This window comes from Pediococcus pentosaceus ATCC 25745, from assembly GCF_000014505.1.
Taxonomy (GTDB): Bacteria; Bacillota; Bacilli; order Lactobacillales; family Lactobacillaceae; genus Pediococcus; species Pediococcus pentosaceus.
This window is the reverse complement of the sequence record NC_008525.1, coordinates 336,563-363,534: the sequence shown is the minus strand read 5'-3', so window position 1 is coordinate 363,534 and position 26,972 is coordinate 336,563. Positions and strand designations below refer to the sequence as shown.

General features: G+C 38.2%; 24 protein-coding genes and 1 pseudogene. 8 read left to right on the top strand and 17 right to left on the bottom strand.

Features of this window, described 5'->3' with window-relative positions:
- Positions 1–6: 6 nt before the first annotated feature.
- From carB to PEPE_RS01530, 7 genes and pseudogenes are all read right to left on the bottom strand, one after another.
- Positions 7–3,180, bottom strand: a complete 3,174-nt coding sequence (gene carB, locus PEPE_RS01560; protein WP_011673002.1) for a carbamoyl-phosphate synthase large subunit — start codon at positions 3,178–3,180, stop codon at positions 7–9.
- Positions 3,181–3,182: 2 nt separating this feature from the next.
- Positions 3,183–4,268, bottom strand: coding sequence for a carbamoyl phosphate synthase small subunit (locus PEPE_RS01555; protein ID WP_011673001.1), 1,086 nt, complete (start codon positions 4,266–4,268; stop codon positions 3,183–3,185).
- 6 nt (positions 4,269–4,274) lie between these two features.
- On the bottom strand, positions 4,275–5,552 hold the full coding sequence (locus PEPE_RS01550) for a dihydroorotase (protein WP_011673000.1): 1,278 nt from the start codon (positions 5,550–5,552) through the stop codon (positions 4,275–4,277).
- Complete coding sequence (locus PEPE_RS01545) at positions 5,552–6,478, bottom strand: aspartate carbamoyltransferase catalytic subunit (protein ID WP_011672999.1); 927 nt, start codon at positions 6,476–6,478, stop codon at positions 5,552–5,554. Before PEPE_RS01545 ends, PEPE_RS01550 begins: the two co-directional genes overlap by 1 nt.
- A gap of 129 nt (positions 6,479–6,607) precedes the next feature.
- Positions 6,608–7,277, bottom strand: a pseudogene (gene pyrE, locus PEPE_RS01540) (orotate phosphoribosyltransferase).
- Positions 7,278–7,530: 253 nt separating this feature from the next.
- A complete protein-coding gene (locus tag PEPE_RS01535; RefSeq protein ID WP_011672998.1) occupies positions 7,531–8,352 on the bottom strand; it encodes a Cof-type HAD-IIB family hydrolase in 822 nt (273 codons plus the stop codon).
- Between the two features lie 16 nt (positions 8,353–8,368).
- A complete protein-coding gene (locus PEPE_RS01530) occupies positions 8,369–8,698 on the bottom strand; it encodes a hypothetical protein (protein WP_002832740.1) in 330 nt (109 codons plus the stop codon).
- A gap of 93 nt (positions 8,699–8,791) precedes the next feature.
- Here PEPE_RS01530 and PEPE_RS01525 point away from each other — a divergent pair, with 93 nt between their 5' ends.
- On the top strand, positions 8,792–9,727 hold the full coding sequence (locus PEPE_RS01525; protein ID WP_011672997.1) for an AEC family transporter: 936 nt from the start codon (positions 8,792–8,794) through the stop codon (positions 9,725–9,727).
- Between the two features lie 59 nt (positions 9,728–9,786).
- On the opposite strand, the gene PEPE_RS01520 is transcribed toward PEPE_RS01525, so the two are convergent.
- Positions 9,787–10,812 (bottom strand): YeiH family protein, encoded by a 1,026-nt coding sequence (locus tag PEPE_RS01520; protein WP_011672996.1) that lies wholly within the window; start codon positions 10,810–10,812, stop codon positions 9,787–9,789.
- A 114-nt stretch (positions 10,813–10,926) separates the two neighbouring features.
- Between PEPE_RS01520 and PEPE_RS01515 the strand changes: the two genes are divergently transcribed.
- The 3 genes from PEPE_RS01515 (at position 10,927) to PEPE_RS01505 (ending at position 12,706) form a co-directional block, all read left to right on the top strand.
- Positions 10,927–11,781: a LysR family transcriptional regulator gene (locus PEPE_RS01515; protein ID WP_011672995.1), complete on the top strand. Its 855-nt coding sequence runs from the start codon at positions 10,927–10,929 to the stop codon at positions 11,779–11,781.
- A gap of 102 nt (positions 11,782–11,883) precedes the next feature.
- Positions 11,884–12,075, top strand: a complete 192-nt coding sequence (locus PEPE_RS01510; RefSeq protein WP_011672994.1) for an LBP_cg2779 family protein — start codon at positions 11,884–11,886, stop codon at positions 12,073–12,075.
- Between the two features lie 112 nt (positions 12,076–12,187).
- Positions 12,188–12,706, top strand: a complete 519-nt coding sequence (locus PEPE_RS01505; RefSeq protein WP_011672993.1) for a GNAT family N-acetyltransferase — start codon at positions 12,188–12,190, stop codon at positions 12,704–12,706.
- Here PEPE_RS01505 and PEPE_RS01500 read toward each other — a convergent pair.
- From PEPE_RS01500 to PEPE_RS01485, 4 genes are all read right to left on the bottom strand, one after another.
- Positions 12,693–13,511 (bottom strand): ribonuclease H family protein, encoded by an 819-nt coding sequence (locus PEPE_RS01500; protein WP_011672992.1) that lies wholly within the window; start codon positions 13,509–13,511, stop codon positions 12,693–12,695. The two genes, PEPE_RS01505 and PEPE_RS01500, sit on opposite strands and share 14 nt — an antisense overlap.
- A 114-nt stretch (positions 13,512–13,625) precedes the next feature.
- Positions 13,626–14,933, bottom strand: coding sequence for an NCS2 family permease (locus tag PEPE_RS01495; protein WP_002832732.1), 1,308 nt, complete (start codon positions 14,931–14,933; stop codon positions 13,626–13,628).
- Positions 14,934–15,117: 184 nt separating this feature from the next.
- Positions 15,118–17,031, bottom strand: coding sequence for a M13 family metallopeptidase (locus tag PEPE_RS01490; protein WP_011672991.1), 1,914 nt, complete (start codon positions 17,029–17,031; stop codon positions 15,118–15,120).
- A 54-nt stretch (positions 17,032–17,085) separates the two neighbouring features.
- On the bottom strand, positions 17,086–18,057 hold the full coding sequence (locus PEPE_RS01485) for an asparaginase (protein ID WP_011672990.1): 972 nt from the start codon (positions 18,055–18,057) through the stop codon (positions 17,086–17,088).
- 108 nt (positions 18,058–18,165) lie between these two features.
- Here PEPE_RS01485 and PEPE_RS01480 point away from each other — a divergent pair, with 108 nt between their 5' ends.
- Entirely contained in the window at positions 18,166–18,918 is a 753-nt protein-coding gene (locus tag PEPE_RS01480) for a potassium channel family protein (RefSeq protein WP_011672989.1), read from the top strand.
- Positions 18,919–18,981: 63 nt separating this feature from the next.
- Here the strand turns inward: PEPE_RS01480 and PEPE_RS01475 are convergent, their stop codons facing one another.
- On the bottom strand, positions 18,982–19,632 hold the full coding sequence (locus PEPE_RS01475; RefSeq protein WP_002832728.1) for an MIP/aquaporin family protein: 651 nt from the start codon (positions 19,630–19,632) through the stop codon (positions 18,982–18,984).
- A gap of 159 nt (positions 19,633–19,791) precedes the next feature.
- Between PEPE_RS01475 and PEPE_RS01470 the strand changes: the two genes are divergently transcribed.
- Both PEPE_RS01470 and PEPE_RS01465 read left to right on the top strand, forming a co-directional pair.
- Positions 19,792–20,211, top strand: coding sequence for a hypothetical protein (locus PEPE_RS01470; protein WP_002832726.1), 420 nt, complete (start codon positions 19,792–19,794; stop codon positions 20,209–20,211).
- 71 nt (positions 20,212–20,282) lie between these two features.
- Positions 20,283–20,621 (top strand): hypothetical protein, encoded by a 339-nt coding sequence (locus PEPE_RS01465; RefSeq protein ID WP_002832725.1) that lies wholly within the window; start codon positions 20,283–20,285, stop codon positions 20,619–20,621.
- Positions 20,622–21,386: 765 nt separating this feature from the next.
- Here PEPE_RS01465 and PEPE_RS01460 read toward each other — a convergent pair.
- On the bottom strand, positions 21,387–22,448 hold the full coding sequence (locus PEPE_RS01460) for a zinc ribbon domain-containing protein (protein ID WP_011672988.1): 1,062 nt from the start codon (positions 22,446–22,448) through the stop codon (positions 21,387–21,389).
- 224 nt (positions 22,449–22,672) lie between these two features.
- The gene (locus tag PEPE_RS01455) at positions 22,673–23,653 is read right to left on the bottom strand and encodes a ribose-phosphate diphosphokinase (protein ID WP_002832723.1); all 981 of its coding nucleotides are present in this window, start codon (positions 23,651–23,653) and stop codon (positions 22,673–22,675) included.
- 356 nt (positions 23,654–24,009) lie between these two features.
- Between PEPE_RS01455 and PEPE_RS01450 the strand changes: the two genes are divergently transcribed.
- Positions 24,010–24,582, top strand: coding sequence for an LOG family protein (locus PEPE_RS01450; RefSeq protein WP_011672987.1), 573 nt, complete (start codon positions 24,010–24,012; stop codon positions 24,580–24,582).
- A 104-nt stretch (positions 24,583–24,686) separates the two neighbouring features.
- Here the strand turns inward: PEPE_RS01450 and glmU are convergent, their stop codons facing one another.
- A complete protein-coding gene (glmU, locus tag PEPE_RS01445) occupies positions 24,687–26,090 on the bottom strand; it encodes a bifunctional UDP-N-acetylglucosamine diphosphorylase/glucosamine-1-phosphate N-acetyltransferase GlmU (RefSeq protein WP_011672986.1) in 1,404 nt (467 codons plus the stop codon).
- Between the two features lie 5 nt (positions 26,091–26,095).
- Positions 26,096–26,932: a pur operon repressor gene (gene purR / locus PEPE_RS01440; protein ID WP_011672985.1), complete on the bottom strand. Its 837-nt coding sequence runs from the start codon at positions 26,930–26,932 to the stop codon at positions 26,096–26,098.
- Between the last annotated feature and the right edge of the window lie 40 nt (positions 26,933–26,972).

Sequence of the window (26,972 nt, the reverse complement as noted above, 5' to 3'; positions counted from 1 at the left end):
TTCCTCCTAAAGATGTAATGTTGTAAAAGCTTGTGATTCAAGCACTTGTAAAATAGCGTCAACGGTATCTAATGCCGTAAAAAGTGGTACTCCATAGGTTAATGCGGTACTTCTAATTTTGATTCCATCGGCAGCACTAGTAGTACTGTCTGAAATGGTATTAATCACCATTTGAATGCGATGATCGTGAATTCGGTCTACAATGTTATTTTCTTCAGTCATCTTACCAACCGTCTCAACTTTCAGACCATGTGCTGCAAGTGTTTGAGCAGTTCCTTTAGTGGCAACCAATTGATAACCTAGTTCCCAAAAACGTCGGGCAAAATCGATGGCTTCTCCCTTATCTTCATCTTTAACCGTGATTAAGACTTTACCATGGTCTGGCATGTGCATTTTAGCGCCTTCAAACGCTTTATAGAGCGCCTTCGCCATAGTACGGTCACTTCCCATGACTTCTCCTGTAGATTTCATTTCAGGTCCTAATAAACTGTCTACGTTATCTAACTTAGTAAAGGAGAAGACTGGTGCTTTCACATGAATAATTTCACCAGCTGGATGCAACCCGGGCTTCAAACCTTGATTGACCAAACTTTCACCTAAGATGGCACGCGTAGCAAGGCGAGCCATTGGTAAATCAGTAACCTTACTCATAATCGGAACCGTCCGACTTGCACGTGGGTTAACTTCAATGACATAAGCTTCGTCATTATGAACCACGAATTGAATATTCATCAATCCGATACATTCGAGCGATTGAGCTAATTTGATAGAAACTTTCACAATTTCATCTTGGACCTTTTGAGAAAGAGTTTGCGCAGGATAAACCGTCATTGAATCTCCTGAATGTACCCCAGAACGTTCGATATGCTCCATAATTCCTGGAATCACAACGTTCTCACCGTCACTGATTACATCAACTTCACACTCTTTACCAACTAAATACTGATCAACCAAAACCGGATGGTTATGGGAAACCTTAACGGCATTCTTCATGTAATTTTCAAGTTCTTCTTTGGCATGAACGATTTCCATTGCCCGTCCACCCAGAACGTAGCTAGGACGGACTAAAACTGGATAACCGATTGATTCTGCGGCTTCGATTGCTCCAGATGTTGTTGTCGCCGTACGTCCTTGAGGCTGACGAATACCATTAGCCTGAATTAGCTTATTGAATTCATCCCGGTCTTCGGCCCGATTAACGTTTTCCACAGTTGTACCAAAAATTTTAATTCCTCGTTCAGCGAGTGGTTCAGCTAAGTTAATTGCTGTTTGGCCACCGAATTGAACAATTACTCCTTCCGGCTTTTCTAGGTCAATAACGTTCATCACATCTTCCACAGTTAAGGGTTCAAAGTACAATTTATCGGACATTGAAAAATCAGTTGAGACTGTTTCTGGATTGTTATTAACTACGATGGCTTCATAACCCATCTGGCGAATGGCTTGAATCGAATGCACTGTAGCATAATCAAATTCAACCCCTTGTCCAATTCGAATTGGGCCTGAACCTAGTACTACAATTGACTTGCGGTTCGAGACAATACTTTCATTTTCTAGCTCGTAGGTACTGTAGTAATACGGAGTTTGAGATTCAAATTCACCGGCACAAGTATCAATCATTTTATAAACAGGTGATAACCCCATCTGTTCACGATATGCTCGTACTTCTTTTTCGTTAGTTTTCCACATTTTGCCAATAACTTCGTCTGAGAAACCATTCTTTTTAGCTAACTCAAGAACATCAGCATTAAATGGCGTAGCAATTAGTTCCTGTTCGATTTCGTAGATGTGCAATAATTTATCCAAATAGTAAACGTTGATCTTAGTCAGATCAGCTAATTTATCCACAGAATATCCACGTTTAATTGCTTCATACAGATAAAAAATCCGGTCATCACGCGCATGAATAATGCCATCGACTAAGTCTGCTTCATTTAAATCGGCGAGTTCTTCATCGCCAATATAATTAATATCTATATCAAGAGAACGAATTGCTTTTTGGGTTGCTTCCTCAACGTTACGCCCTACCGCCATTACTTCGCCCGTAGCTTTCATTTGAGTACCCAAACGCCGATCTGCCCGAACAAATTTATCGAATGGCCAACGAGGAATCTTGCAAACTACGTAGTCTAAGGCCGGTTCAAATTCAGCTAAAGTAGTTCCGGTAACTGGATTTAAAATTTCATCTAGGGTCAATCCAACCGCAATCTTAGCAGCAACTTTAGCAATCGGATAACCTGTCGCCTTAGAGGCCAAGGCACTCGAACGGCTAACCCGAGGATTAACTTCAATCACGTAATAACGATCTTGGGCTGGATCAAGAGCTAACTGTACATTACAGCCTCCTTCAATCTTCAATGCTCGAATAATACTTAGTGAAGCATCCCGTAGCATCTGTACTTCACGATCTGTTAACGTTTGAACGGGAGCATAAACGATTGAGTCACCAGTATGGATTCCTACTGGATCAAAGTTTTCCATGTTACATACTACGATGGCATTATCAACACTATCTCGCATAACTTCAAACTCAATTTCCTTTAGTCCGGCGATACTTTGTTCAATTAAAACTTGAGTTACTGGTGAAAGAGTTAAACCGTTGGCGGTAATCTTCCGTAGTTCAGCTTCATCTTGTGCAATTCCACCACCAGTTCCACCCATGGTAAAAGCAGGACGTACAATTACTGGATAACCACTTTGATCCGCAAAGCTAACTGCTTCTTCCACCGTCGTTGCGATTCCTGAATCAGGAACTGGTTCATTCAAATCGTTCATCAAAGCTCGGAAACGTTCCCGATCTTCAGCTTGATCGATGGCATCTAATTTCGTACCAAGCAGTTCAATTCCAAGTTCGTCCAGAATTCCAGCTTCAGATAATTCCATTGCCATGTTCAATCCTTGTTGACCACCTAGGGTTGGCAAAATAGCATCTGGTAATTCCTTACGTAAAATTTGCGAAACGAATTGTAAGGTTAATGGTTCAATGTAAACTTTATCGGCAATATCCGTATCGGTCATGATTGTTGCTGGATTGGAATTAATTAAAACCGTTTGATATCCGAGTTCTTTTAAGGAAAGACAAGCTTGAGTTCCAGAATAATCGAACTCAGCCGCTTGACCGATAATGATGGGTCCAGAACCGAGTACTAAAATTTTATTAATATCCTCTCTCTTAGGCATGTTTACTTGTCCTCCTGGGTTTGTTTAGCTTCATCAATCATTTCCATAAAATCATCAAAAAGGTAGTCCGCATCATGAGGACCCGGTGCAGCATCTGGATGGAATTGAACGGAAAAAGCCTTATATTGTTTATGTCTGAGTCCTTCAACGGTTTCGTCATTAATTTCTTCGTGGGTAATTTCAAGGTCAGTGTTTGCAATGGAAGCACGTTCGACCGCATAACCATGGTTTTGGGAAGTTAAATCAATTCGTCCCGTTGCTAAGTTGCGAACTGGATGGTTAAAACCGCGATGTCCAAATTTCATCTTAGTTGTCTTAGCACCATTTGCTAGGGCAAAAAGTTGGTGTCCCATACAAATCCCAAAGACTGGAACCGCAGCCTCCACTGTGCGAATCATTTCTAGAACACTTTCATCCATTGATTCCGGATCACCAGGTCCATTAGTAAACATCACCCCATCCGGATTGCAAGCTAAAACTTCTTTTGCCGTAGCATTATATGGAAGTACCATTACGTTGCAGTCGCGACGAGCAAGTTCACGTAGGATGGAATACTTGAGTCCAAAATCAATTACTACGACTTTACGACCGTTGGCTGGATTAGGGTACGGACTATGAGTTGAGCTAATTTCAATTTGATTTTGTATCAAATCAGTTGCATGAAATTTTTCAAACTTAGCGTCTGAAATTTCATTAACTAAGGCTGCTTTCATCGCTCCATGTTCGCGAATATGTCGAGTAATTGCTCGCGTGTCCACTCCACTAATACCGGGCAAATCTTGATATGCTAAAAACTCTTCAAAGCTCATATTCATTTGCCAATTACTTGCTCGACGTGCCACCTCATGGACTACTACTCCAAAGCAACTTGACTTAACGGATTCTAAATCATCTCGATTAACGCCATAATTTCCGATTAACGGATAGGTAAACATTAAAATTTGCCCATTATATGATTGGTCGGTAATCGATTCTTGATATCCTGACATCCCAGTATTAAAAACTAGCTCTCCAATACTTTCACGATTGGCTCCAATCGCCTTTCCTTCATATGTAGTACCGTCTTCCAAAATTAAATAACGTTTCATTTTAAATTACCCTTCCCGTTGATATACAATTTTTCCAGCAACCATGGTCAGTTGTGTCTGTCCATAAACCTTTTGACCAATAAACGGAGAATTGATTCCCTTTGAAGCAAAATCTGCTTCTTTAATTTCATATTCATCTTCAACATTCATTACCGTTAAATCAGCTACATCTCCCACTTCCAATTGCCCAGCTGCCTTGAGGTTAAAAATTTCAGCTGGTTGAATGCTCATCCATTCCACTAGTTGTTCTACCGTGCAAAGTCCCGGTTTAACCAGCTTAGTGTAGAGTAGTGGGAAAGCTGTTTCTAACCCTGTAATTCCAAAAGAGGCGGTCTTCATCGATCCAGCCTTATCTTTCACCGTGTGCGGAGCATGATCCGTTGCAATCATACCAATTGTGCCATCTAGCAGCCCCCCTAAGAGTGCCTGCCGATCTTCCAAGGTTCGTAGTGGCGGATTCATCTTCATCATGGGGTTATCCATCGAAATCATCGTTTCATCAAGAAATAAATGATGAGGTGCGACTTCTGCGGTAACATGGACGCCGTCTCGCTGAGCACGGCGAATTAATTCCACACTTCGAGCTTTTGAAACATGACAAACGTGATAATGAGCGCCTGTATTACGCGCAATTTCAAGGTCCCGTGCTAATTGAGCTGTCTCTGCCAATTCTGAAATACCTGGTAAACCCAATTTTTCGGCTACCGTTCCTTGATTCATCACCCCGTGTTGCATTAGCGATTCATCTTCTACATGCGCAGCCAGTGGTAGCCCCACTTCTTTAATTTGAAGCATTGCTTGATACATGGTTTCGGCAGTTTGAATGCCGTTACCATCGTTACTAAAAGCTACCGCACCAGCTTCTTTTAAAGCTTTAAAATCAACCAATTCTTCGCTTGTCCGTTTTTTAGTAATGGACCCGTATTGTCCGATATGAAGACTACCAGCAGTTTGATTATGTTTTACCATCGCTGTCATTTTTTCGGGTGTATCAGGGACAGGATCAACGTTAGGCATAGTTAATACTGTCGTAAATCCGCCTTTAACTGCTGCAGCACTGCCACTAACTACATCTTCTTTATCCGTTTGGCCCGGGTCTCTAAAATGAACGTGGATATCCACCAGTCCTGGCATTAAAAGTTGATTTTTTACATCGATGATTTGTTCAGCTTCAACGTTAATTTCGGGTTGAATTTGAGTGATTCGGTCGTTTTCCACAAGGACGTCAGTTTTTTGCACTTGATGACTTTTTATTACTCGGGCATTTTTAAGTAAAACTTTCATTAATGCAATCCTCCCTTAATCAATCCCTTGGCCTCTAATACATCCGTTAAAATTGCCATGCGCATGTACATACCATTAGTCATTTGCTTGAAAATTCTTGATTTTTCTCCATCAACCAAGCTGCTTTCGATTTCTGTACCACGATTAACTGGGGCGGGATGCATAATGATAGCAGTTGGTTGCATTCGATCGGCTCGTTCGAAGGTTAATCCATATTCTTGGAGATATTCGTGTGGTTCAAATTTAATTGCGGTATCTTGAGAAATACGTTCATTTTGAATTCGGAGTAACATCATGACGTCCACTTTCTCTACTAATTCGTCAATTGGTAGGAAGGTTCCATAAGCCTTCAAATCTTCGGCCATCCATGCTTCAGGACCGGCGAAGTAAACTTCTGCACCCAGCTTGTTTAATAGCATTGCATTGGAGCGGGCCACTCGGGAATGTGCGATATCTCCGGCAATCGCAATTTTTAAACCGTCAAAGTGGTTAAATTCTTGATAAATGGTCATCATGTCGAGTAATGATTGTGAGGGATGTTGTCCACTTCCATCGCCTCCGTTGACAATACTAATATTCAAATCGGCTTCTAGCAGTTGTTTATAATAATCGTTTTGCGGATGACGGATGACTGCAATATCCGTCTGAATTGCATCAATTGTCTTAACCGTATCCAATAAACTTTCCCCTTTAGTAACTGAACTAGTTTTAGCTTCAAACTCAAGGAGTCGCATTCCTAGACGACTTTCTGCCATTTCAAAACTAGTATGAGTTCGGGTACTATTTTCAAAAAATAAGTTCATTGCATAGACCGGTCGTGTAAGTTCAATTGTCTTACCATTCTTAAATTCCTCAGCTAACCGAATTTTATGTAATACGTCCTCTTCACTAAAGCTTTCTACAGTGGTTAAGTCATGCATATTCATTATTTTTCCTCCTAAATTATTATAAAAAAAGCTACTCACCAATCGAATCGTCTCGCTTGGGAGTAGCTTAAAAAGCCGATTCAATTGGTTCCTCTCGGGAAACCGATTTAATTGAAACAAAGTGTTATTCTATTTTTTCCAATTCCATGGATCTTGATGCCACTCCTTAGCCGAAGCTACTTCCTCAGCGGATAAGGCATTGCTAGTTTGAAGATAATCCACCATTTGATTGTAGTTGAGCAAACTAAGTAGTTCAGTATCTTGTTCTGCAAAATTCTTAGTTGAATCCGGTAAACCATAACTAAAAATTCTTAGTTGAATCCGGTAAACCATAACTAAAAATTGAAGCAACTCCAATCACTTGAATCTTTTCTTTACAAACTGCTTCAACCGCTTTAAGTACGCTGCCACCCGTCGAAATCAAATCATCGATTAAAACTACTTGGTCGTCAGCTTTGAGTTGACCTTCAATTTGTTTGCCAGCTCCATGATCCTTGGGTTTGGAACGAACGTAGATTAATGGTAAGCCTAATTCTTCAGCCACCCATGCAGCGTGCGGAATTCCCGCTGTTGCGACCCCACCAATTACTGTAGCGTTAGGATAAGCTCTTTTGATTTCTGCACTTAATCCTTTAGCAATATCTGAACGTAGAACTGGCTTGCTAATCGTCATTCGTAAATCAGTATAGATGGGTGATTTCATCCCACTAGCATAAGTAAACGGTGCATTGGGTGAAATCGAAACCGCCTTTAAATCAAGTAGTTGCTGGATAATTTTACTACGAAGTTCGTCATTCATAATCAAGAATCCCCTTTTTAATTTTTCGATATCGCTATTTGGGTACAAAAAAAGCCACCAACAAGTTGGTATGGGCCGGCGCTAACCGCGTCCACTCCACCTGTTGATGGCGACTCTGCTAGCTTGTTAACCTCTCTGGATTAACTTAAAGCGACTCGATTTAATTTTCACTAATCATACTGAGAATAATCGGAAATGTCAAGATATTTTTAAAGTATGTCTATTTGATTCGACCAATTTACTTTACATGGTTTTATGCAATCTCACCACTAAGCACTCGATCGATCATATCCAATACACCACTATCATTATTATCCAGCGGTGTAATTAAATCAGTAGCATCGAGTGCTTCTTGTTCTGCATTCTTCATCGCATAACCCAAGCGGGCATGTTTTAACATAGCTTCATCATTTTGGGTATCCCCAAAGGCCATCGTTTCATCCATCGAAACTTTCCATAATTCTTGAAGTTGTTGGAGACCGTATGCTTTAGTGACATGTGGCATTGTAATATCAATTCCATTGAAACCACTCATCACACTTCCTAAATCTCCTCCAAGGTCTCGTTTCAACATTGCGGCTTGTTCTCGAACATCTTCGAGATTGGTCCAATGCGTATCAATTTTATAAATTGGATCCGTGATATCTTTAAAATGATCAACGGCTGTAAGCTGGCTGTAGAAATAAGCACTCGAAGACCAGTCGGAACCACTCTTTTCCATATTAGTGAACGCCCGATGTTGACTAGAAAGAATAATTTTAGCGTCTTTAAAGGCTGGCGTAGTCAATAAATATTCTATTGCATCCCTCAACAAAGCGGGTTTCAGCGGATTATCATCCAAAATTTTTCCCTGTTCCATCGTCAAAGCCCCATCTTCAGCCACAAAAGTCATGTCGCCCTTTACGTCGGCAAAAACCTCTTGGCAGTGGGCCATTTGATTACCACTCGCAACCACAAATTTAATGTGACGTCGATTAAGTTCATCAAGTTGTGCTTGAAAACGAGCATGATCAAAATCACGTTGGTCATTCAAAAAAGTTCCATCAATATCACTTGCAATTAATTGAATACTCATCGGTTCCTCCTATTAACTAACGTCCGCCCGCAATTCGGTTTAAATTACTTGAAAGATGAATCCAAAGGTTATCCGCGTCAGTAATAAAGTCTTCCTTAAAGTTTTTACCTAATGGTTCGATACTTCCAGTTGGTAAATTGATCACATCATAAACGACTAATTTTCCATCTTCTAACTTACAGGTAAAGTAGTGTCCATCAAGCGCTTCATCTAACAACTGTTGCGCGTTATCGACCACTGCTTGTTCGATAAGTTGATCCTCATTAGCCTCTTTACCCATTTCTTTTAGTTGTTCCATCATAATCCGTAGTTCTGTCATGTCATGTGGAATTTGAATAAATGCCATTTTAATGTCCTCCATTTTATTTACTAAATGTAATTTTACCATTAATTTTGAGTTAGAATAGTAGTTAAACAATTGTGAAGGGATTTTTTAATTATGTTATTACAAAGTATTCAAGGCGTTTTAGTAATCATTGTCATGGTTGCTGTCGGTTACTACCTCGCTTCGCTCCATTGGTTTTCTGAAAGTTCCAAAAAATTAATCGCCAAAATTGTCACCCAAGTGGCCCTCCCGCCATACATGATTGTTTCGATTACTAAAGATTTTACTAAGAGTGAATTAGTTAAACTGCTCCCTAACCTTTGGTATCCTGTACTATCAATGTTTATTTTAATGGGAATTTCATGGTTGGTGGCTCGGATTATTCAAGTTGATCCTAAGAGACATGGACTATTTATGTCAATGTTCTTCAATTCCAATACCGTTTTTGTAGGTTTACCGATTAATCTAGCTATCTTTGGTGATAAAAGTCTTCCCTATGTCCTCGTTTATTATATGGCAAATACCACAATTTTTTGGACACTAGGCGTCTACTTCATTCAACGTGATAGTTCCAATCACGTTCAAATGAATTTTAAAGATGCTTTACGAAAGATTTTTTCCGCTCCGCTATTAGGTTTTATGATTGGAATTGTCCTCATTGTCTTAAACATCAAACTCCCTAATTTTCTAATGTCGAGTTTTAATTATCTTGGCGGATTAACCATCCCACTCTCCATGTTATTCATTGGTATTTCTGTTTATGACGCTGGTTTGAAAAACATGCGTTTCCAAAAAGACAATTTAGGTGTCTTATCCGGAAGATTTATTTTCGCTCCAATCATCATGGCTTTACTTGTATTACCAAGCCACATGCCCATGATGATGAAAGAAGTATTTATTTTACAATCTTGCATGCCTGTGATGACCAATGCCCCAGTAGTTGCCCAACTTTACGATGCTGACGCAGATTTTGCGTCAATCATGGTAACTGAAACCACGCTGCTTTCTCTGGTAATGGTCCCCATCATGATGACGATTTTAAGTCATTAAAAAAACGAATTGATGATTCTGCTCCTTTTCGCAAATCCATCAATTCGTTTTTTATTTTTTTAGAAGAATAATTTACTTACAATAATTACGAAAATCAATAATACAATTGAACCTAAGAAAGCAGCTAAAAATGCACCTTTTCCACGTTTGAAAATAACACGGAAGTTTACGGACATTCCCAAAGCAGCCATGGCCATTCCTAGGAAGAGGTATGCAAATTTAACTAACCAGCCTAGTACAGTTGCGCCTAAAGGTACAAAAGTTCCAATTACACTAGCTAAAATAAAGCCCGCCATGAACCATGGAATCGGTAATTTCCCACGAACAACGTTTTCGCGATCTATATTTGTACGGCTACGGTGCCAAAAGCCAATAATTAACGCAGCAGGTGCTAGCAGTAAAACACGAGATAACTTAGTAATAATCGCCGTATCCAAACTAACCGGACCACCTGCTCCACCGGTAGCAACCGCATGGGCAATTTCATGAAGTGATCCACCAGCTACCACCCCAAATTGAGTTGGAGTTAAGTGAAGCATGGGTTTCAATCCAATTTCAATAAAAGTAAATAACGTTCCCAAGATGGCAACCGCCGCAATGGCCATTACCTCATTTTCTTGTTTCAATTCACGTTGGTCTTCAGGAACTTGAATCTGTGGTGAAACCCCCATTACGGCTGCTGCCCCACAAATACCAGTACCACTGGCAACTAGGATTGCTAGATCAGAATCCACACCAAATTTACGAGCCAAGGTATACACACCTAAAATTGTAAATGTAACCACGAAAATAGCTAATAGAATGGTTTTAACACCCGCATCGGCTAAATCAACCAAGTTTAATTTAAAACCTAATAAAATAATACCTAAACGCAAAAACTTGTTTGAAATAAAACCAGTACCTTTTTTAGAACGCTCAACTACTGCTGGGCTAACTTGAACAAACATCCCTAACACCAGCGAAATTACCAATGCTCCAATTAAACTAAAGTAAGGCAATTGCGCCAATAGCGATCCTGCTGTTGCACAAAGCAATGTAACTAATATAGCTACCCAAAAACTTGAATCTTTTATCATTCGAGTCATCTTTCTTCTCTCCTATCTCTTAACTTCACGCTTAATATCGTATCAAAAATGGTAGATAAAATATAATTATGTTTTATAATTGGTTTATAAATTAAACTTATAAGGACAAAAAAGATGCTAGATAATCGTTACGCCACTTTTGCACTACTCTGTAAAAATAAATCATATACTAAAACTGCCCGAGCATTATTCATCACGCAACCTGCAGTTTCTCAACAAATTAAAAGCTTAGAGGATGAACTACAACTAAAATTAGTTGAATATCACCATCCTCGTTTAGAAATCACCAGTGCAGGTGAGCAACTGGCTCATTTCATTGAAACTACTCAACACCAAGAAGATAAATTATTAACCCAATTACGCCAGCCGATTTCGACAACCAATCTTAAGTTTGGGGTAACGCATTCGGTTAGTATCCTTATCGCTCCGGCTTTAATCCAAAATTGGCGAAAAAAATATCACAATATTCAATGTATCGTTTCAAACACGCGCGATATTTTATCTCAAATCGATGAAGGTACTTTAGACTTTGCTGTTTTAGAAGGAAACTTTGATAAACATGCATATGGTAGCCAAATCGTTACCCACGAAAAATTTGTAGCCGTCACACGTTCAAGTAACCCTCTCGCCAATCAAAAAAACTTAGCACTTGAAAAAGTACTTTCGGAACCTCTTTTACTTCGTGAAGAAGGTTCAGGTACCCGCTCAATTTTTACCGATTGGGCCAGTTCTTTTAACATCTACAAGGAAGATTTTGCGCAAGTGCTAGAGTTGGGAAGTTCCACTGGTATTATTAAACTCCTAGAAACGACCGGGGTCAGTTTCATGTACCAATCTCTAATCCAAGCGGAATTAGAATCTAAAAAACTCGCATTACTCAAAATTCAAGGTTTAGACCTTACGCGTCCGATTTCATTGGTATATGCTAAAGATAGCTTCTTCGAAAACGAATATCGACAACTTTTTTAAACTGGGATAAATTCAGCGTTTTGACAATATAATTCCTAGGTTTATTGTAAAAATTGTGGTACGATTTTAACTATAGATGAAGAGCTTATGGAGGAATTCATTATGAATGATGTGACAGAACTAGCAGCAAAAATCATCAACTGCCAAAAGAAAAATGATCTAACAGATGCTGATGTAGCATTTGGGGCACATTTGTCGGTTGAAAAACTACACCGAATCAAGGAAAATTCCTACAAACCAACTGATGATGACTTAAAACGTATCAATGATTTTATGAAACAACAACAAAGATAATCAAAAAATAAGGGACGATGACATGCTATGAATGCCATCGTCCCTTTTTCATTCAGTTTTTTTCAAATCTAGTGTAAAGTAAAGGAAAGATTAAAAAACAAGGAGCCCAATTATGAATAAATTTGAACTATATCATCCAATCCTTACCGAACATTTTGCCTTAGATTGGCTTACACATTCAAAAGTTCGTGACATTTTTGAGTTGCGTCACGATCCAGAAATCGCTAAAGCTAGTGATCGTGATATTGATGCAACTATTGAGGATACAACTACCTACGTTAACCAAATGATGCGTTTGGTCATGAATAATGAAGCATTAATTTGGGGGATTACGGACCAAAATACCCATGAATTCTTAGGGACATTTTGCATCTGGGACTTTGATCAAGCACAGAAATCAGCTTCCGTACGTTTTGAAATTCTTCGAAATCAACAACATAAGGGGATTATGAGTGAAGTTCTTCGGCGGATGTCCATTTTCAGTTTTGAAGAATTAGGACTCGAAAAGTTATTTGCCACTGCCTTGAAAAACAACACCATTGCTCGTACTTTACTTGAACAAGTTGGTTTCAGTGCTGTTGCTTCTCAAACTGATAATCAAAATATTACCCTTGAACTTAATCGTCACTAATTTGTTGGTTATGGAATAGCCCTAATTGCTCAAAATCAGCCGTTGAATCTTGAACCGCTAAACTAGGTTTAGGATTAGAAACGGCTTTTTTGGGTGCTTCAAATTCGGTTGGTTCCCGTAACATTCTATCCATGGTTTTATTTAGTAATTGATCCACAAAAACATTCCCCTCATTCGTAGCATGTCCCTTAGTCCAACGATACTCTAGGTTAGGCATTCGTTTTAGAATGCTAGCTACCGCTTGCCAAAGTTCTTTATTAGCTACAATTTCACCGTTAGCTTTCTTCCAACCTCGTCGTTGCCATCCACTTAACCAATTTCTTTGAATTGCGTCCAAAACATATTTAGAATCAGCTACCACTAATACCGCTGCTTTTTCACCATAGCGGTCGATTATTTTTTGGAGACCGTTAATTAAAGCCATAATTTCCATTCGATTGTTGGTAGCTCCGAATTCCCCATTGGATCCAGAAATACTTTCACCATCTTTTTGGATTAAGAAAGCCCACGCAGCTACATCTTCTTTACGGACATGCCCTCCACGGACATTACCAGTGTTACGTGAACCGCCGTCAGTGTAAAGAATAATGGAAGGGGTCACAGTCGATGGAGTCTGCGTTGATACTTTTCTAGTGGTCTTTCTAGAAGCTGTTGCCATCCATTCCTCAGCTTCTGCCTTGGTCAAAAAACTTTTATATACCGCTCCTGCAAAACCATCAACCTGTTGTTTGGCTGCATCCCACGTTAAATAAAGTCCTGGTTTTCGTCCTTTTTTTACCGCATAAAATTTTCTTTTTTTTGCCATTAAATCACCTCATAAATTAAAAAAAGAACTATGTCCAAGGGTTGAATTTTTATTTTAATCCAACTGCCTTAAAGCATAGCTCTTATTATAAATGATTATTTTCAAACTTTATACTTATGCATTTAAAATAGCAATAAAACCAATAAATACAAAGAATAGTGCGTACATTAATGGATGAACTTCTTTGCCACGTTTAGCAGCAATCATGGCAATGGGGTAAGTAATAAATCCTAATGCAATCCCATCTGAAATACTATATGTTAATGGCATTCCAATGATAATTAAGAAAGCTGGAATAGCAATTTCTAATTTATCCCAAGCAATTTCACGAGTTTGTTGAGCCATTAATACCCCCACAATCACTAATGCAGGTGCGGTAACTTGTGAAGTAACGACGGTTAACAATGGTGAGAAGAAGAGTCCTAATAGGAACATAATTCCTGTCACAACTACAGTAAAGCCAGAACGTCCACCTACAGCAATCCCAGCTGAAGACTCAACGAAAGCCCCCACTGGAGAAGTACCTAATAATGATCCAGTCAACATTGAAGCTGAATCAGACATCAATGCCTTCCCTACGCGCGGCATCTTATTGTCTTTCATAAATCCTGCTTGAGTAGCCAAACCAACCAATGTGCCGGCTGTATCAAAGAACGTTACCAGCAAGAAAGTCAAGACTACTACCCAAAGTTGGAGAGTATTAATATCCCCAACATGTGAAATAGCTGTCAAGAAAGTTGGTTTCAAGCTTGGTGCAGCTGAAACAATGTGTGCTGGTGCATGAATTAAACCAGTCAATAAACCAAAGACGGTTGTTAAAATCATTCCCACGAAAATAGCCCCTGGCACCTTGCGAACCATCAAGAAAATTGTCACAACCAACCCAAAGACGGTCAACCATGTGGAAGGAACTAAGAATGAACCTAATCCAACCATCGTAGATTTGTTAGCAACCACAATTCCACCTTGGCTCAAACCTAGAAAAGCCACGAACAATCCAATTCCTGAAGAAATAGCATGCTTCAAATCGACTGGAATCGCATTAATAATTAATTCTCGTAGTTTAAAAACGGTGATTAAAACAAAGATTAAGGAAGCTACGAAAACGCCCGCCAAAGCCGTTTGCCAAGGCACATGCATCCCAATAACCACGGAATAAGCGAAGAATGCATTAATTCCTAAAGCAGGTGCTGAAGCAATTGGGTAATTAGCGATAATCCCCATCAGGAAACAACCAATGGCACTAGCCAATGCTGTTGCGGTGAAGACCGCTCCCTTATCCATCCCAGATGCTCCTAAAACGTTCGGATTAACGAACATAATGTAGACCATTGAAATATAAGTAGTAATCCCAGCAATAATTTCTGTTTTATAGTTTGTTTTCAATTTATCAAATTGAAAATACTTAGCGATTTGTTTCAAAATCATTTCTCCCTTTTAGTTCGAATCTAAATCAAAAATAGCACCAATAAAGTCTACACTAATTTAAAATATAAGTAAAGAACGCCATAAATTGATTATTTAAACTTTTATAGTTCGTATTTTACTTTAGAAATAACTAAAAAAGACGACTGCTAATTAGCAATCGTCTTTTTAGTTTGATTTTTTACCAAATTTGAACTCGTTTTTCGGGAGCAAGATACATTCCATCGCCCTCTTTTACATCAAAGGTTTCATAAAATTCTTCAAAATTTTTTACTTGGACGTTCGCCCGTAACTTTGCAGGAGCATGGACATCAATTGCTAATAGCAACTCTTCTCGTTGTTTAGTAGCCTTAGTGCGCCAAATTGTGGCCCAGTTAGTAAAAAATTCTTCTAGATTAGCATCTTTAGTAGCCTTAGCTGCTTCCAACGCTGCTTTAAGTCCACCATCATCTGCAACATTTTCGGTAACAACCAACTTACCGTTTACTTTTCCACCCGCAAATGGAATTCCATCAAATTCTTTTACCATTGCTTCTGAAAGTTGGTGGAAATGTTTCAAATCATCTTCTGTCCACCAATTGTCCATGTTACCAAATTCATCAAATAAAGCTCCGTTAGGATCAAAAGCATGTGAAATTTCGTGCGCCATTACTGCGCCAATTCCACCATAATTTTGACTAGCGGTTTGTTCTAAACTGTAAAATGGTGCTTGTAAAATAGCAGCTGGGAAACAGATTAAGTTGCCTTCTGGTGAATAATAAGCATTTACTGTATCAGCACTCATATGCCATTCACTACGGTCGACTTCCTTACCATACTTAGCAAGTTGATCTTCTAAGAAAATTCGTGAAAATTCTTGAACGTTTTCCACTAAACTTCCACCCTCAGCGGCTGTTTTAGTTTTCAACTTCTTATAAACTGCTTTTAATTCATCTGGGTAACCTACTAAAATCTTCAACGAACGTAACTTCGTAATCGCTTTAGAACGGGTTGCATCCCCTAACCAAGTATTTTCTGCCAGTCGTTTTTCATAAACATCAATCATCGAAACCACCATATCATGAACATCTTTTTTAGCAGTTTCCCCGAAATATTTATGTCCATAGTATTCACCAACGACTTGGCTAAACGTGCGACGTGCTAAGTAAAATGCACTCTTTTCTTGTGGCATTGATTCTTGTTGCCCTGATAATGCTCGCCCAAAAGTGCCACCAATTTGGCGGAATTCTTCACTCAAATAGCCTGACAACGAGCGGACCATGTTAACGTAGGCCCATTTTTTATAATCTTCAAATGTATCGGCGTTAACAATTTGGTGCAAGTTTTCGTAGAATTTAGGTTCAGTGATAATTAATTTTTCTGGAACAGTTCCAATCAATGCTTGGACTAATTTTTTAACATCAATCTCTTGAACCATGTCAGCGAAATGATCAAGCTCCCATGGATTATAAAGCTTAGCTACATCGCTAAGTTCTTCAGAGTTTTTACGGAAAGGAGCAATACTAGCATCGAAACGTTTAGCTCCATCAATTATAGCTTGGGCTTCATCTTCAGACTTACCCAACTTCGTTAGTAATTGCATCATCATTTGGGTAAAGACTTGCATCAACTGTGGTCCAGACGGATTATCTTGGTCATAGTAGGTTTTATCTGGGAGGATTAAACTTACACCACCAGCCCATAAAACATTGCGTTTATCTGCTCCATTACCCTTTAAATCAGGTTCAATACCTAAATCTACTGGTAATTCTACGCCATTAAAAAATAATTCTTTTAAGTTGGCATTTACATCATCCCAACTCTTTAAATCTTCAATTTGTTTTAAGTACGGAAGAAGTGGTTTTACTCCATCTTCGTCCCGTTTTTTGAAATCAGCTGCAATTTCATAAAACTTGATAAATTCTTTTAATTCTGGCGTATTAGGTTCTTTGGCACCTGAACGCATTTCTGCAAAATCCTTCATCAAATTTTCATCCACGCCATCAACTAGGTCCATAAACCCACCCGTTGATGAATGATCTGAGGGGATTTCTGCAGTTGCTAGCCATTCACCATTCACTGCATCATAAAAATCGTCTTTAATTGAACTTGGCATTCTAATTCCTCACTTTCAAAATTTATTAACTCTGTATTATACTCTTATCTACTTCTATGACACCGCGTCATGCATATACTTAGCAATATCTTTGGAATTCATACCAGCACTTACTGCCACTTGTAACTTAATACGTGCTTTTTGACCATTGAGACCTTGGCAGAATACAACGCCCATTCTCTCTAAATCAATTCCGCCGCCCACATAATCGTAGATGGGTTCGGCCAAGCCATTGTAACAACGTGAAACCATTACAACCGTAATATCATTATCAATTAATGCTTGAATGGGCTCGACTACTTCTACTGGTAGATTTCCAGCTCCTAGCCCTTCAATTACAATCCCCTTGGTCCCTGGGCGATTAATAATTTCAAATATTTCTTTAGGGATTCCTGCGTAAGCTTTAATTAAATAGACTCCTTTTTCAAGGTGGTCAATATCACAAACATGCTGATTAACTAAAGCTTGAAAGAATCGGATATCCCGTTTATAAACAATTCCGAGCGGCCCAAAAGTTGGGGTTCTAAACGTATCTACATTAGTAGTATGGGTTTTCGTAACAAAACGGGCAGTATGGATCTCATCATTCATGACCACTAAAACCCCTTTATCACTGGCTTCATCAGAAGCAGCCGTCAGAATTGCACTTTGGAAATTATACACACCATCCGAACCTAGTTCGTTGGAAGAGCGCATGGCCCCCGTTAGCACAACTGGAATTTTATTTTCGATCGTTAAATCTAAAAAGTACGCAGTTTCTTCCAAGGTATCCGTTCCGTGCGTGATTACAATGCCATCACACTCATTGTTATCTAGTGCCTTTTTGACCCTTTTTTTAATAATTAACATATCATCTGGCGTAATGTGTTCTGAAGGTTTATTCAAAATCACTTCATTAACTAGGTCAATATTTTTGTTGATAAATTGGCTATCTAGTAATGGGTTTTGTTCATTAGTTTTAACAGTATCATTGCTGGCAGACATCGAAATCGTTCCACCTGTATGTAATGCTAGTATTTTCTTCATTATCAAATTCCTCTTTATTATTAGTTATTCATATCATATCATTTTCTTGGCTATTTACAGCTCCTCAAAATGCGTTAAAATAATTCTATTAATTCAGAGGACGTTAATATGATAAAACATAGAACCAGATTCCAAATTTTATATGATAGTTGTTTGGCTATGATTGCTTTTATTTCATTCCTAATCGTTGCCGCTTCGTTTTTTTCTAAGAGTATTAGTCTGAAAAATACGACCATTTTAAATCTAATGCATGTATTTTTAATCATTTATGCGGTCGACTTTTTTGCGAGAATGCCTAAAAATAAAAATGCTCATCGTTATCTTTTTGACAATACTTTTGATTTGTTATCGTTAATCCCACTACATCCGGCTTTTGCTATCTTTCGAATTGGTCGAGTTTTCAAATTAATTCGCAGCCATCATTTATTATGGCGTTTTGGATTAGATGGAAAATTTTCTAAGACCGTTCATCGGTTTATCTATACCTCGGGCTTCTTAAACCTTTTTACCGTCAGTATGATTATTTTAGTTTTAAGCTCGCTCCTTTATTCTGTGGTAGAACATATTTCATATCCTTCAGCCCTATGGTGGGCCATTACGACTGCCACCACTGTTGGTTATGGTGATATTTCACCTACCACCAACATTGGTAAATTTATTGCCGCCTTTCTAATGATTGGTGGTGTTGGGTTCATTGGTTTGCTCACTAGTACAATTACAGGATTCTTTACTTCTGAAGCTGCTACGCAGGAAGATGATATGACCAAGCTTTTCAAAAAAATCGATCAACTTGATCATAAAATCGACCATCTCCAGCGTCAGCTCAATCTAGAACGACGTAAAAATACGCGAAAAAAATAAGGATTAACGTTTTGAGACGAAATTATTCGCCCAGCGTTAATCCTTATTTTTTTAGATTAGCTATTATTCTTCGCTACCCATTGCCTTAGCAACAAAAGCAGCAATTGCAGCACCTAATAATGGAGCCACAACGTAAACCCAGTAGTGAGATAAAGCTGAACCACCAACTAAGATTGCAGGACCAAAACTACGAGCAGGGTTCAATGAACCGCCAGTTAAGTTCAATGATGCAATAATCATGAATGCTAGCGTTAATCCAATAATTAAACCAGCAAAGTTAGCATTACCATACTTTTTACTTGTAACTAGCAAGATAACAAGCACAAATAGGAATGTTACCAAAGTTTCAGTTACGAGTGCTGGAAATGCTGAGATTTTTGCAAAATCAGTTTGTCCAAGATTGCTAGTTGAAGCTCCCATAGCACTTAGGAAATACTTAACCATTCCTGAAGCCAGGACAGCACCAATAAATTGTGAAATAACATAATAAATAGCATCTGCTCCACTGATTCGCTTATTAATCCACATACCTAATGTAACAGCTGGGTTAAAGTGTCCTCCTGAAATTGCACCAACAGAGTAAGCCATAATCGTAACAGCCAAACCAAAAGCTAATCCAATTCCTAAAACGTCGGCTTTACCAATTGTAACAGCGGCAGTACCAACAAAAACAAGTACGAACGTACCAATAATTTCTGAAACATATTTCTTCATCAATAATCTCTCCTATCCACAGGCAAAAACCCGTACGAAAATTGTATACCACTTTAACCATTTTCTCAAATAAAATGTATTAATCTTGAGCGTATCTTTTTCAATTAGTTATACATTTATGATAAAATATTGATATAAACGTAATCAGGAGGAGTTCCCATGGCAAAATTTGACGTACATATTATCGACCATCCAACCGCAAAGGAAATGCTTGTAGAATTTAAAAGTCAACGACAAGACAACGTGCCTATTCTTGAAAAACCAGGACATTACATTCTTCCTGATTACAAGTTAACACGTCAACGTAAAGCTTTAAAAATCCGTAAGCATACCTACTTAACTAAGAAATTCCGCTCTTACGTGGCATTAGACTCAGCAAACGGTCACACGCTCTGGATGCGTAATTTTGGTAGTTTATCCGAAGCCATTTTTTGGCTAGAAACTGGTATGAAGATTGGCGATACTGATACAGATGCGCGTTATTCGTTCAAGGAGTGGCAAGAAAAACACTTTGAAGACATTGAAAAACTTAAAGATCAACTACGAGCAAAAACTAAAGCTAGACAAGAAAACAAATAACTTAGATGCAAGAGCTGAGGCAATTTAATCAACCCCAATCTTGCATTTTTTATACCCAAAGGAGATTTCATATGACTACAGAAAATAAAATCTTAAGTTCATTATCATATTTAAGTATCTTTTTTATGCCCATTCTCTTTCCCATCGTCGTATTTGCCTTAACTTCTAACAGTAATCACCCTGAAGCTCATCGCAACTCCATTACTGCTTTTTGGCTTCATTTATTACCAACAATTTTAGTTCCAGTGGCCTTCTTCTTAGGATTATTAGCAACTGGGCAAAGTTTTTCTACTGCTAATTTGAGTGGGTCTTCCCTAGTATTATTTGGAATCGTCGGTCTCATTGGATTATTGATTTTAGGAATGTTTATTTACAATCTATATCGCGGAGTAAAGGTCTGGGTGGACTAGGATTATTGTCCTTCAAAAAAATTATATGTTTTTTTGACTTATTTGTTGCAAGCGCTTACAGAAGGTGTTAATATACTAAGTGAGGAAAGGAAAAGTTCCTTTCTAACAAAAACTTCTCAAGTGCCTCGGTTCTTAGGCTGTCAGAATCTAGTGAAGGGGCAAATCAGAGTAACTATTGCAAATCGTTTCCATCATGGGTGTACGATGTAAGGTTTTGATGTTTAAAAGCATCGATGTTTTAAAGTGATTACACGCGATGGTTTCGTTGGTAGTTGCGACAGCCAGCTTCTTTAAATGTATGAAGTGTAATGTTCGAAAATTTCTACGTCATTTAAACATTGAATCAAGTAGGTGTGTCCGATGACATGAGTAAGTTGTCTAAATGAAGACAAGATTAATTAGTATCAAAAAAAATTAGTTCAATGGAGGTCTATCGTTTCGAAGAATATCTTAATGAAACTCCAAGACCGTCTATTTCACCGTTAGCCTGAAACAGTGTATACCTCATCAGATTTAGAGTTTGATTGAACGATACAACAGCAGACGTTATCAACAGAAGCTCAGGTAGGTTAGAAGCACGACGGCTGAACAATTTAATACGTTTTTGTAAAGTTGAAGGTGTAAAGATCGTAAATTTTTCCAATAAAGAGATTGTCGTTAGATTGGGACATCTTTCCTCATAAAGGGATTCTAGTGTGAGAAGTCTAGAATCCTATTTTTGTGCTCTCAAATAAAAAACAGGAAGCTCAATCGCTTCCTGCAATATTATTGTTCCACTTTTCTTCGTTTACGCCCTCTTCCAAAGGCTAATATTAAAATAGTAATCCCTACTGCTAAATAACCACTCCACCCCAGATGGACGTTATTAAACATTCCTGGAAATCCTGACGTTTCTGCCTCATTTTTATAAATAATATAGAAAGTATACCCATAAGCAATTAGATTAACCCAACTACCAATTTTAACAATCCATTGCGATCTAAACCACGCACCTAAAATAATTAATACGGGGCCTATTAGTAACGCAAGCAATACCTTTTGTTGCCCTAAAGTTTTTAGGATGCTCAATAATGTAGTTGGAGTGCTATATCCCGCTACTACGGCAGAAGCAAACGGTCCAATATAAGTAGAAATGATTAGCAATATCGCACCAGCGATTAAAAGTTTACTACGAAGTGGATGTCCCACCTTTTTAGGTTTGGGTTTCACTTCCGCTTGAGCTGAAGTCGCTGGATCAGTAACCATCGTTTCTGATTCTAAAACATCCTCGGGAACTTCAAAGTCTTCTGCTTCTATGTCGGAGTCACTTCTAGCCTCAGCTTCTTTACGATCTTTTTTGTTTTTAAGACCTTGAATCCAATTAGCAATCCCATTTTTAGCTTTCTTTATTCCCATTCGCAACTTTAATTCCGCCTGATTATCAGTTGGACCAGCCTTTAAAGCATAAAGATAACCACACAAAATAATCAGAACTAATAAACCAATTCCTACAATTCTATTGAGCCATACTAAGACTACTAGAGCAATCACAATCGGTAAAAGTGAAACTAACGGATTATGTTTCACCCAAAAAATAAAATTCTTAATTTGCGACCACCACTCAGAATCGGTATGGGATTGAGTACGTGAGTGACTATTGGTTTCAGCTTCTTCAGTTTGAGGTTCTTCTTCAATTTCTTCCGCTTCTTCACTGCGTTGTTTGTACATTTCTGCCCGCGTTAATGTTGAAGGCCCATTTTTTGCTTCATTTTCAAGCATCACCCCGCAATTAGGACAAAAATTGGCTTTTTTAGGCAATTCTTCGCCACAATTCAAACAATATTTCATTATCCATTCCTCATTTAAGTCTAGTTAAAATTCTTTATTTTCTACTTTAAAACATTTTTCCACCCGCTTCAAAGTAACCATAGATTTTTAGCTATTTAATAGCAATTCTTTATACTTTTTAAACATTTCTATTAAAATTTAATTCTTTTACTACCAAAAAAGACCTCGAAAATAGATTTCGAGATCTTTTAATGATCACTAATAAAAATTAGCGATATCTAAAACTATTCTTTTTCAATACTAAAACGGTTGTTGAATAGCGGACTAACAGGCTTGTTTTCATGAATCAAGCGAATTGCTTCACCAATCAATGGACCAACCGAAATGCTAGTAATTTTGTCAATCTTCTTCTCTTCTGGAAGTTGGATAGAATCCGTTACAATTAATTCCTTAATTGGAGAATTTTGGATTCTTTCAATAGCTGGACCTGAAAGAACAGGATGTGTACAACTTGCGTATACTTCTGTAGCTCCAGCATCCATCAAAGCTTGAGCTCCAAGTGTAATGGTTCCAGCTGTATCAATCATATCATCAATCATGATACAACGTTTGCCCTTAACTTCACCAATGATATTCATAACTTCAGCAACATTGGCGCGTGGGCGACGTTTATCAATAATAGCGATTGGTGCTTTTAAGAACTCAGCTAACTTACGAGCACGAGTAACACCACCATGATCAGGTGATACAACTACAGTATCCTGATCAAGACCACGTTCGATGAAATGGTCTGCTAATAGTGGGGCACCCATCAAATGATCTAGAGGAATATCGAAGAAACCTTGGATTTGTGCTGCGTGAAGATCCAATGCAATAATGCGTGTTGCACCTGCACGTTCAATCATGTTTGCAACTAATTTAGCTGTAATTGGTTCACGTGAACGCGCCTTACGATCTTGGCGAGCATAACCATAATAAGGGATCACAATGTTGATAGTCTTAGCACTAGCACGCTTTAGAGCATCAATCATGATCAACATTTCCATCAAATTATCATTAACTGGAGCAGATGTGGACTGAACAATATATACTTCGTCTCCACGAATACTCTCTTCAATATTAATTCTAATCTCACCGTCTCGGAATCGGTCCACCGACGTTTTCCCGAGTTCTACACCAACTGCCTTAGCAATTTTTTCTGCTAAGGGCTTGTTCGAATTCAAAGCAAAAATTTTAAGCTTTGGATCGGAATAATGTTCAGACATGTTTGCCTCCAAAAGATTATAAAATATTAAGTTTATTCAGTTTTTCCATATAATATCATAATTCATTTTGCCCCCTAAAAGCAAGTTACTTACGGTTGGTTTCCCCGTTTTTGTGTTATAAAATTGCTTATTTTAAAGGAAATACAACCGTCGATGTCAACTCAGACTATATTTATTGATTTAAGTTAACGAATATTATGCTTTTATTGTTCTTAGCAACTGTTTTAACTAAAACACATTCAAATTATAATTTTGTTCCTTCAAATATTCTTACGCACATTAATAAATACCATATATTGACATTCAAATACGACACCCACTATAATTAGTGTCTTGATGTTATTGGAGGGATAGAATTGAAAATTACAGTATTTTGTGGTGTACGTTTTGGGAACCAAAAAAATTATGGTGAAACAGCTCGATTAATCGGCAATGAACTTGCCAAAAGAAAGATTGAACTAGTCTATGGTGGTTCTACATCTGGAACGATGGGAGCTATTAGTCAAGCCGTACTTGAAAATGGAGGAAAAGTGACCGGTATTTATCCTGAGGGGCTATTTGAAGATGAACTTCCTCGAAAAAATACCACGTCCTTTATTCAAACGACTACTATGGCTCAGCGTAAGGAGCTATTAATTAACAGTGGCGATGCCTTTTTAATTCTTCCTGGAGGATTAGGAACTTTAGAGGAACTAAGCCAGCTATTATCAAATATGGCGCTTGGTATCATCCCTCAAAGAAAAATTGGCATTCTAAATATTAATGGTTTTTATGATAACTTGATTCAACTATTAAATAATTTTATTGATGCTAAATTCATGGATGCATTACGTAAGGATGATTTACTGATTAGTGCTGATTACCAAGTCTTGCTGGAAGAATTGACAGCCTCAGAAAGTAAATCGACTAAACAAGAACTTAGTGCATAATCTAAATTTAAATACCAAAAAAAGGATTGCCATGATAGCCACCCTAAAAGTTAGAATTTAGTCTAACTCTTAGCGGTCACTATCACTATAGCAATCCTTTTTTATTATTTATTATTTTCTTCTTCCGCTTTTAATGCCGCATCGTAAACTGGAAGCTTTTTAAAGTAGCCTTCTTTATTAACTTGGCGTCCGCGGGCAATACCCATTTCAAACTTATTAACGTCGTTCGTAATGGTTGAGCCAGCAGCTACATAACTGTGATCAGCGATGGTAACTGGAGCAACAATGTTAGAATTACTTCCAATGAAGGCATAATCTCCAACTGTTGAGTGATGTTTATTCATACCATCGTAATTAACAAATACCACTCCGCAACCAATGTTAATATCCGTACCAAGATCTGCATCTCCAACGTAACTCAAATGCCCCATTTTAGTCCGTGCACCTAACTTAGCGTTCTTAACTTCACAATAGTTACCAACATGTGCAAATTCACCAATCTCAGCTTGAGGGCGTAAATGACTGTGTGGACCAATGTTACTATCATCATGCATGATGGCACTTTCAATTTGTGATGAAGTTACCGTTACACGATTTCCAATTGTTGAATCAACAATCTTCGAATGCGCTCCAATCACTGAACTAGAACCAATCTTAGTATTACCTTGTATTTGAACACCCGGTTCAATGATGGTATCTGGACCGATTTCTACTCCATAATCAATGTAGGTATTTTCGGGGTCAATGATTGTAACACCATTAACCATATGTTCTTCGTTAATTCGGCGTTGCATAACCTTAGTAGCTTTAGAAAGTGCTAAACGATCGTTAACTCCCATTGATTCTGAGAAATCAGCCATTTCATAAGCGGCAACAATTTCGCCAGCATCTTTCATGATACCGATTACGTCTGGAAGATAGTATTCACCTTGAGCATTATCGTTTTTCACTTGATGAAGTGCCGCAAAAAGCTTTTGGTTATCGAAACAATATACACCGGTATTAATTTCCTTAATTTCTGCTTCTTCAGTGGTAGCATCTTTCTGTTCTACAATTTTAGAAACAACGCCAACCTCATTACGGACAATTCGTCCATATGAGAATGGATTTTCAGTACGCGCGGTTAAAATTGTAGCAGCCGCTCCTTTTTGACGGTGATATTCAAAAAGATTTTCAAAAGTTTTAGCTGTAAATAAAGGTGTATCACCACTAACGATCATGGTCATTCCATCTTTATCACCTAAAATTTTTTCAGCTTGTAAAACGGCATGTCCCGTACCCAATTGTTGTTCTTGAATTGCATATTCTGTACGATCACCTAAAAGTTCACGAACCTTTTCTGCCCCATGCCCAACAATGGTAACAATATGATCCATATTCGTTTTTTCAACTTGAGTTAGCATATGATCCACCATGGCTTTTCCACAAACTTGATGCAAAACTTTATATAGTTTTGATTTCATTCGAGTACCTTGACCTGCAGCTAAAATGATTGTATTTTTTTCCATTATTACTAGCGCTCCTCAATATCCTTAAAGTTTCTTTCAAAATAATTTCCGGCCTTAATTTGGACCTGTCCATCTTGAGATGTATCGACATTTAACAAGGAAGTAAAGTCTTCAATCGCACGTTGTCCCTTGTATGTACCTTCCGCGAAGACGGCAATGCCGGTTAATTCAGCTTCAAATTCTTTCAGTAAATCAACCATGGCATGAACCGTGCCGCCACCCTTCATGTAATCATCCACGATTAAAACTTTCATTCCTCGCTGTAAACTACGTTTAGACAATTCCATTTTTTGGATACGTTCTGATGAACGTGAAACGTAGTTAACTGAAATAGTCGAACCTTCGGTAATCACGGATTCATGACGCACAATAATAAATGGAACATTTAAATAGTTCGCAACCGCTTGAGCTAGTGGAATCCCTTTAGTTTCCACAGTCATAACTGCATCAACATCAGAACGCATATATTCGCTAGCTAACATTCGGCCAATGGCCCGTAAGGTACTGGGATGGCCTAACAAATCAGACATGTAAAGATACCCACCAGGTAGTTTACGACTTGGATCCGCTAGTTGTTCAGTTAACTCATCAACAACTTTGTGAGCCTCCTCTGATCCAATTCCCGGAAGATATTTAATACCACCAGCAGCCCCATTAGTAATTTCAATGGTTCCTAGTTGTTGTTTTTCTAAAGTTGATTTCATAATGGATAAATCTTCGCTAATAGAAGATTTAGCGGATGAATATCTTGTAACAAAAAATCCAGAAGTTATGAGCGTTCTTGGATGATTGATTAAATAGTTCGTCATATCAATCAATCGTTCACTTCGCTTCAATTTCATTGGTTTCACTCCACTCTTCTTTTGCGTATTATTCGCAAAA

Coding starts and splice junctions, on each gene's coding strand:
- PEPE_RS01485 (WP_011672990.1), bottom strand. CDS start 18,057: ATGAAGAAAATACTAGCATTACATACAGGTGGAACGATTTCGATGTCT.
- PEPE_RS01550 (WP_011673000.1), bottom strand. CDS start 5,552: ATGAAAGTTTTACTTAAAAATGCCCGAGTAATAAAAAGTCATCAAGTG.
- PEPE_RS01475 (WP_002832728.1), bottom strand. CDS start 19,632: ATGAAGAAATATGTTTCAGAAATTATTGGTACGTTCGTACTTGTTTTT.
- PEPE_RS01545 (WP_011672999.1), bottom strand. CDS start 6,478: ATGAATATGCATGACTTAACCACTGTAGAAAGCTTTAGTGAAGAGGAC.
- PEPE_RS01530 (WP_002832740.1), bottom strand. CDS start 8,698: ATGGCATTTATTCAAATTCCACATGACATGACAGAACTACGGATTATG.
- PEPE_RS01525 (WP_011672997.1), top strand. CDS start 8,792: ATGTTATTACAAAGTATTCAAGGCGTTTTAGTAATCATTGTCATGGTT.
- PEPE_RS01535 (WP_011672998.1), bottom strand. CDS start 8,352: ATGAGTATTCAATTAATTGCAAGTGATATTGATGGAACTTTTTTGAAT.
- PEPE_RS01505 (WP_011672993.1), top strand. CDS start 12,188: ATGAATAAATTTGAACTATATCATCCAATCCTTACCGAACATTTTGCC.
- PEPE_RS01470 (WP_002832726.1), top strand. CDS start 19,792: ATGGCAAAATTTGACGTACATATTATCGACCATCCAACCGCAAAGGAA.
- glmU (WP_011672986.1), bottom strand. CDS start 26,090: ATGGAAAAAAATACAATCATTTTAGCTGCAGGTCAAGGTACTCGAATG.
- purR (WP_011672985.1), bottom strand. CDS start 26,932: ATGAAATTGAAGCGAAGTGAACGATTGATTGATATGACGAACTATTTA.
- PEPE_RS01490 (WP_011672991.1), bottom strand. CDS start 17,031: ATGCCAAGTTCAATTAAAGACGATTTTTATGATGCAGTGAATGGTGAA.
- PEPE_RS01520 (WP_011672996.1), bottom strand. CDS start 10,812: ATGACTCGAATGATAAAAGATTCAAGTTTTTGGGTAGCTATATTAGTT.
- PEPE_RS01480 (WP_011672989.1), top strand. CDS start 18,166: ATGATAAAACATAGAACCAGATTCCAAATTTTATATGATAGTTGTTTG.
- PEPE_RS01555 (WP_011673001.1), bottom strand. CDS start 4,268: ATGAAACGTTATTTAATTTTGGAAGACGGTACTACATATGAAGGAAAG.
- PEPE_RS01515 (WP_011672995.1), top strand. CDS start 10,927: ATGCTAGATAATCGTTACGCCACTTTTGCACTACTCTGTAAAAATAAA.
- PEPE_RS01465 (WP_002832725.1), top strand. CDS start 20,283: ATGACTACAGAAAATAAAATCTTAAGTTCATTATCATATTTAAGTATC.
- PEPE_RS01500 (WP_011672992.1), bottom strand. CDS start 13,511: ATGGCAAAAAAAAGAAAATTTTATGCGGTAAAAAAAGGACGAAAACCA.
- PEPE_RS01510 (WP_011672994.1), top strand. CDS start 11,884: ATGAATGATGTGACAGAACTAGCAGCAAAAATCATCAACTGCCAAAAG.
- PEPE_RS01455 (WP_002832723.1), bottom strand. CDS start 23,653: ATGTCTGAACATTATTCCGATCCAAAGCTTAAAATTTTTGCTTTGAAT.
- PEPE_RS01460 (WP_011672988.1), bottom strand. CDS start 22,448: ATGAAATATTGTTTGAATTGTGGCGAAGAATTGCCTAAAAAAGCCAAT.
- carB (WP_011673002.1), bottom strand. CDS start 3,180: ATGCCTAAGAGAGAGGATATTAATAAAATTTTAGTACTCGGTTCTGGA.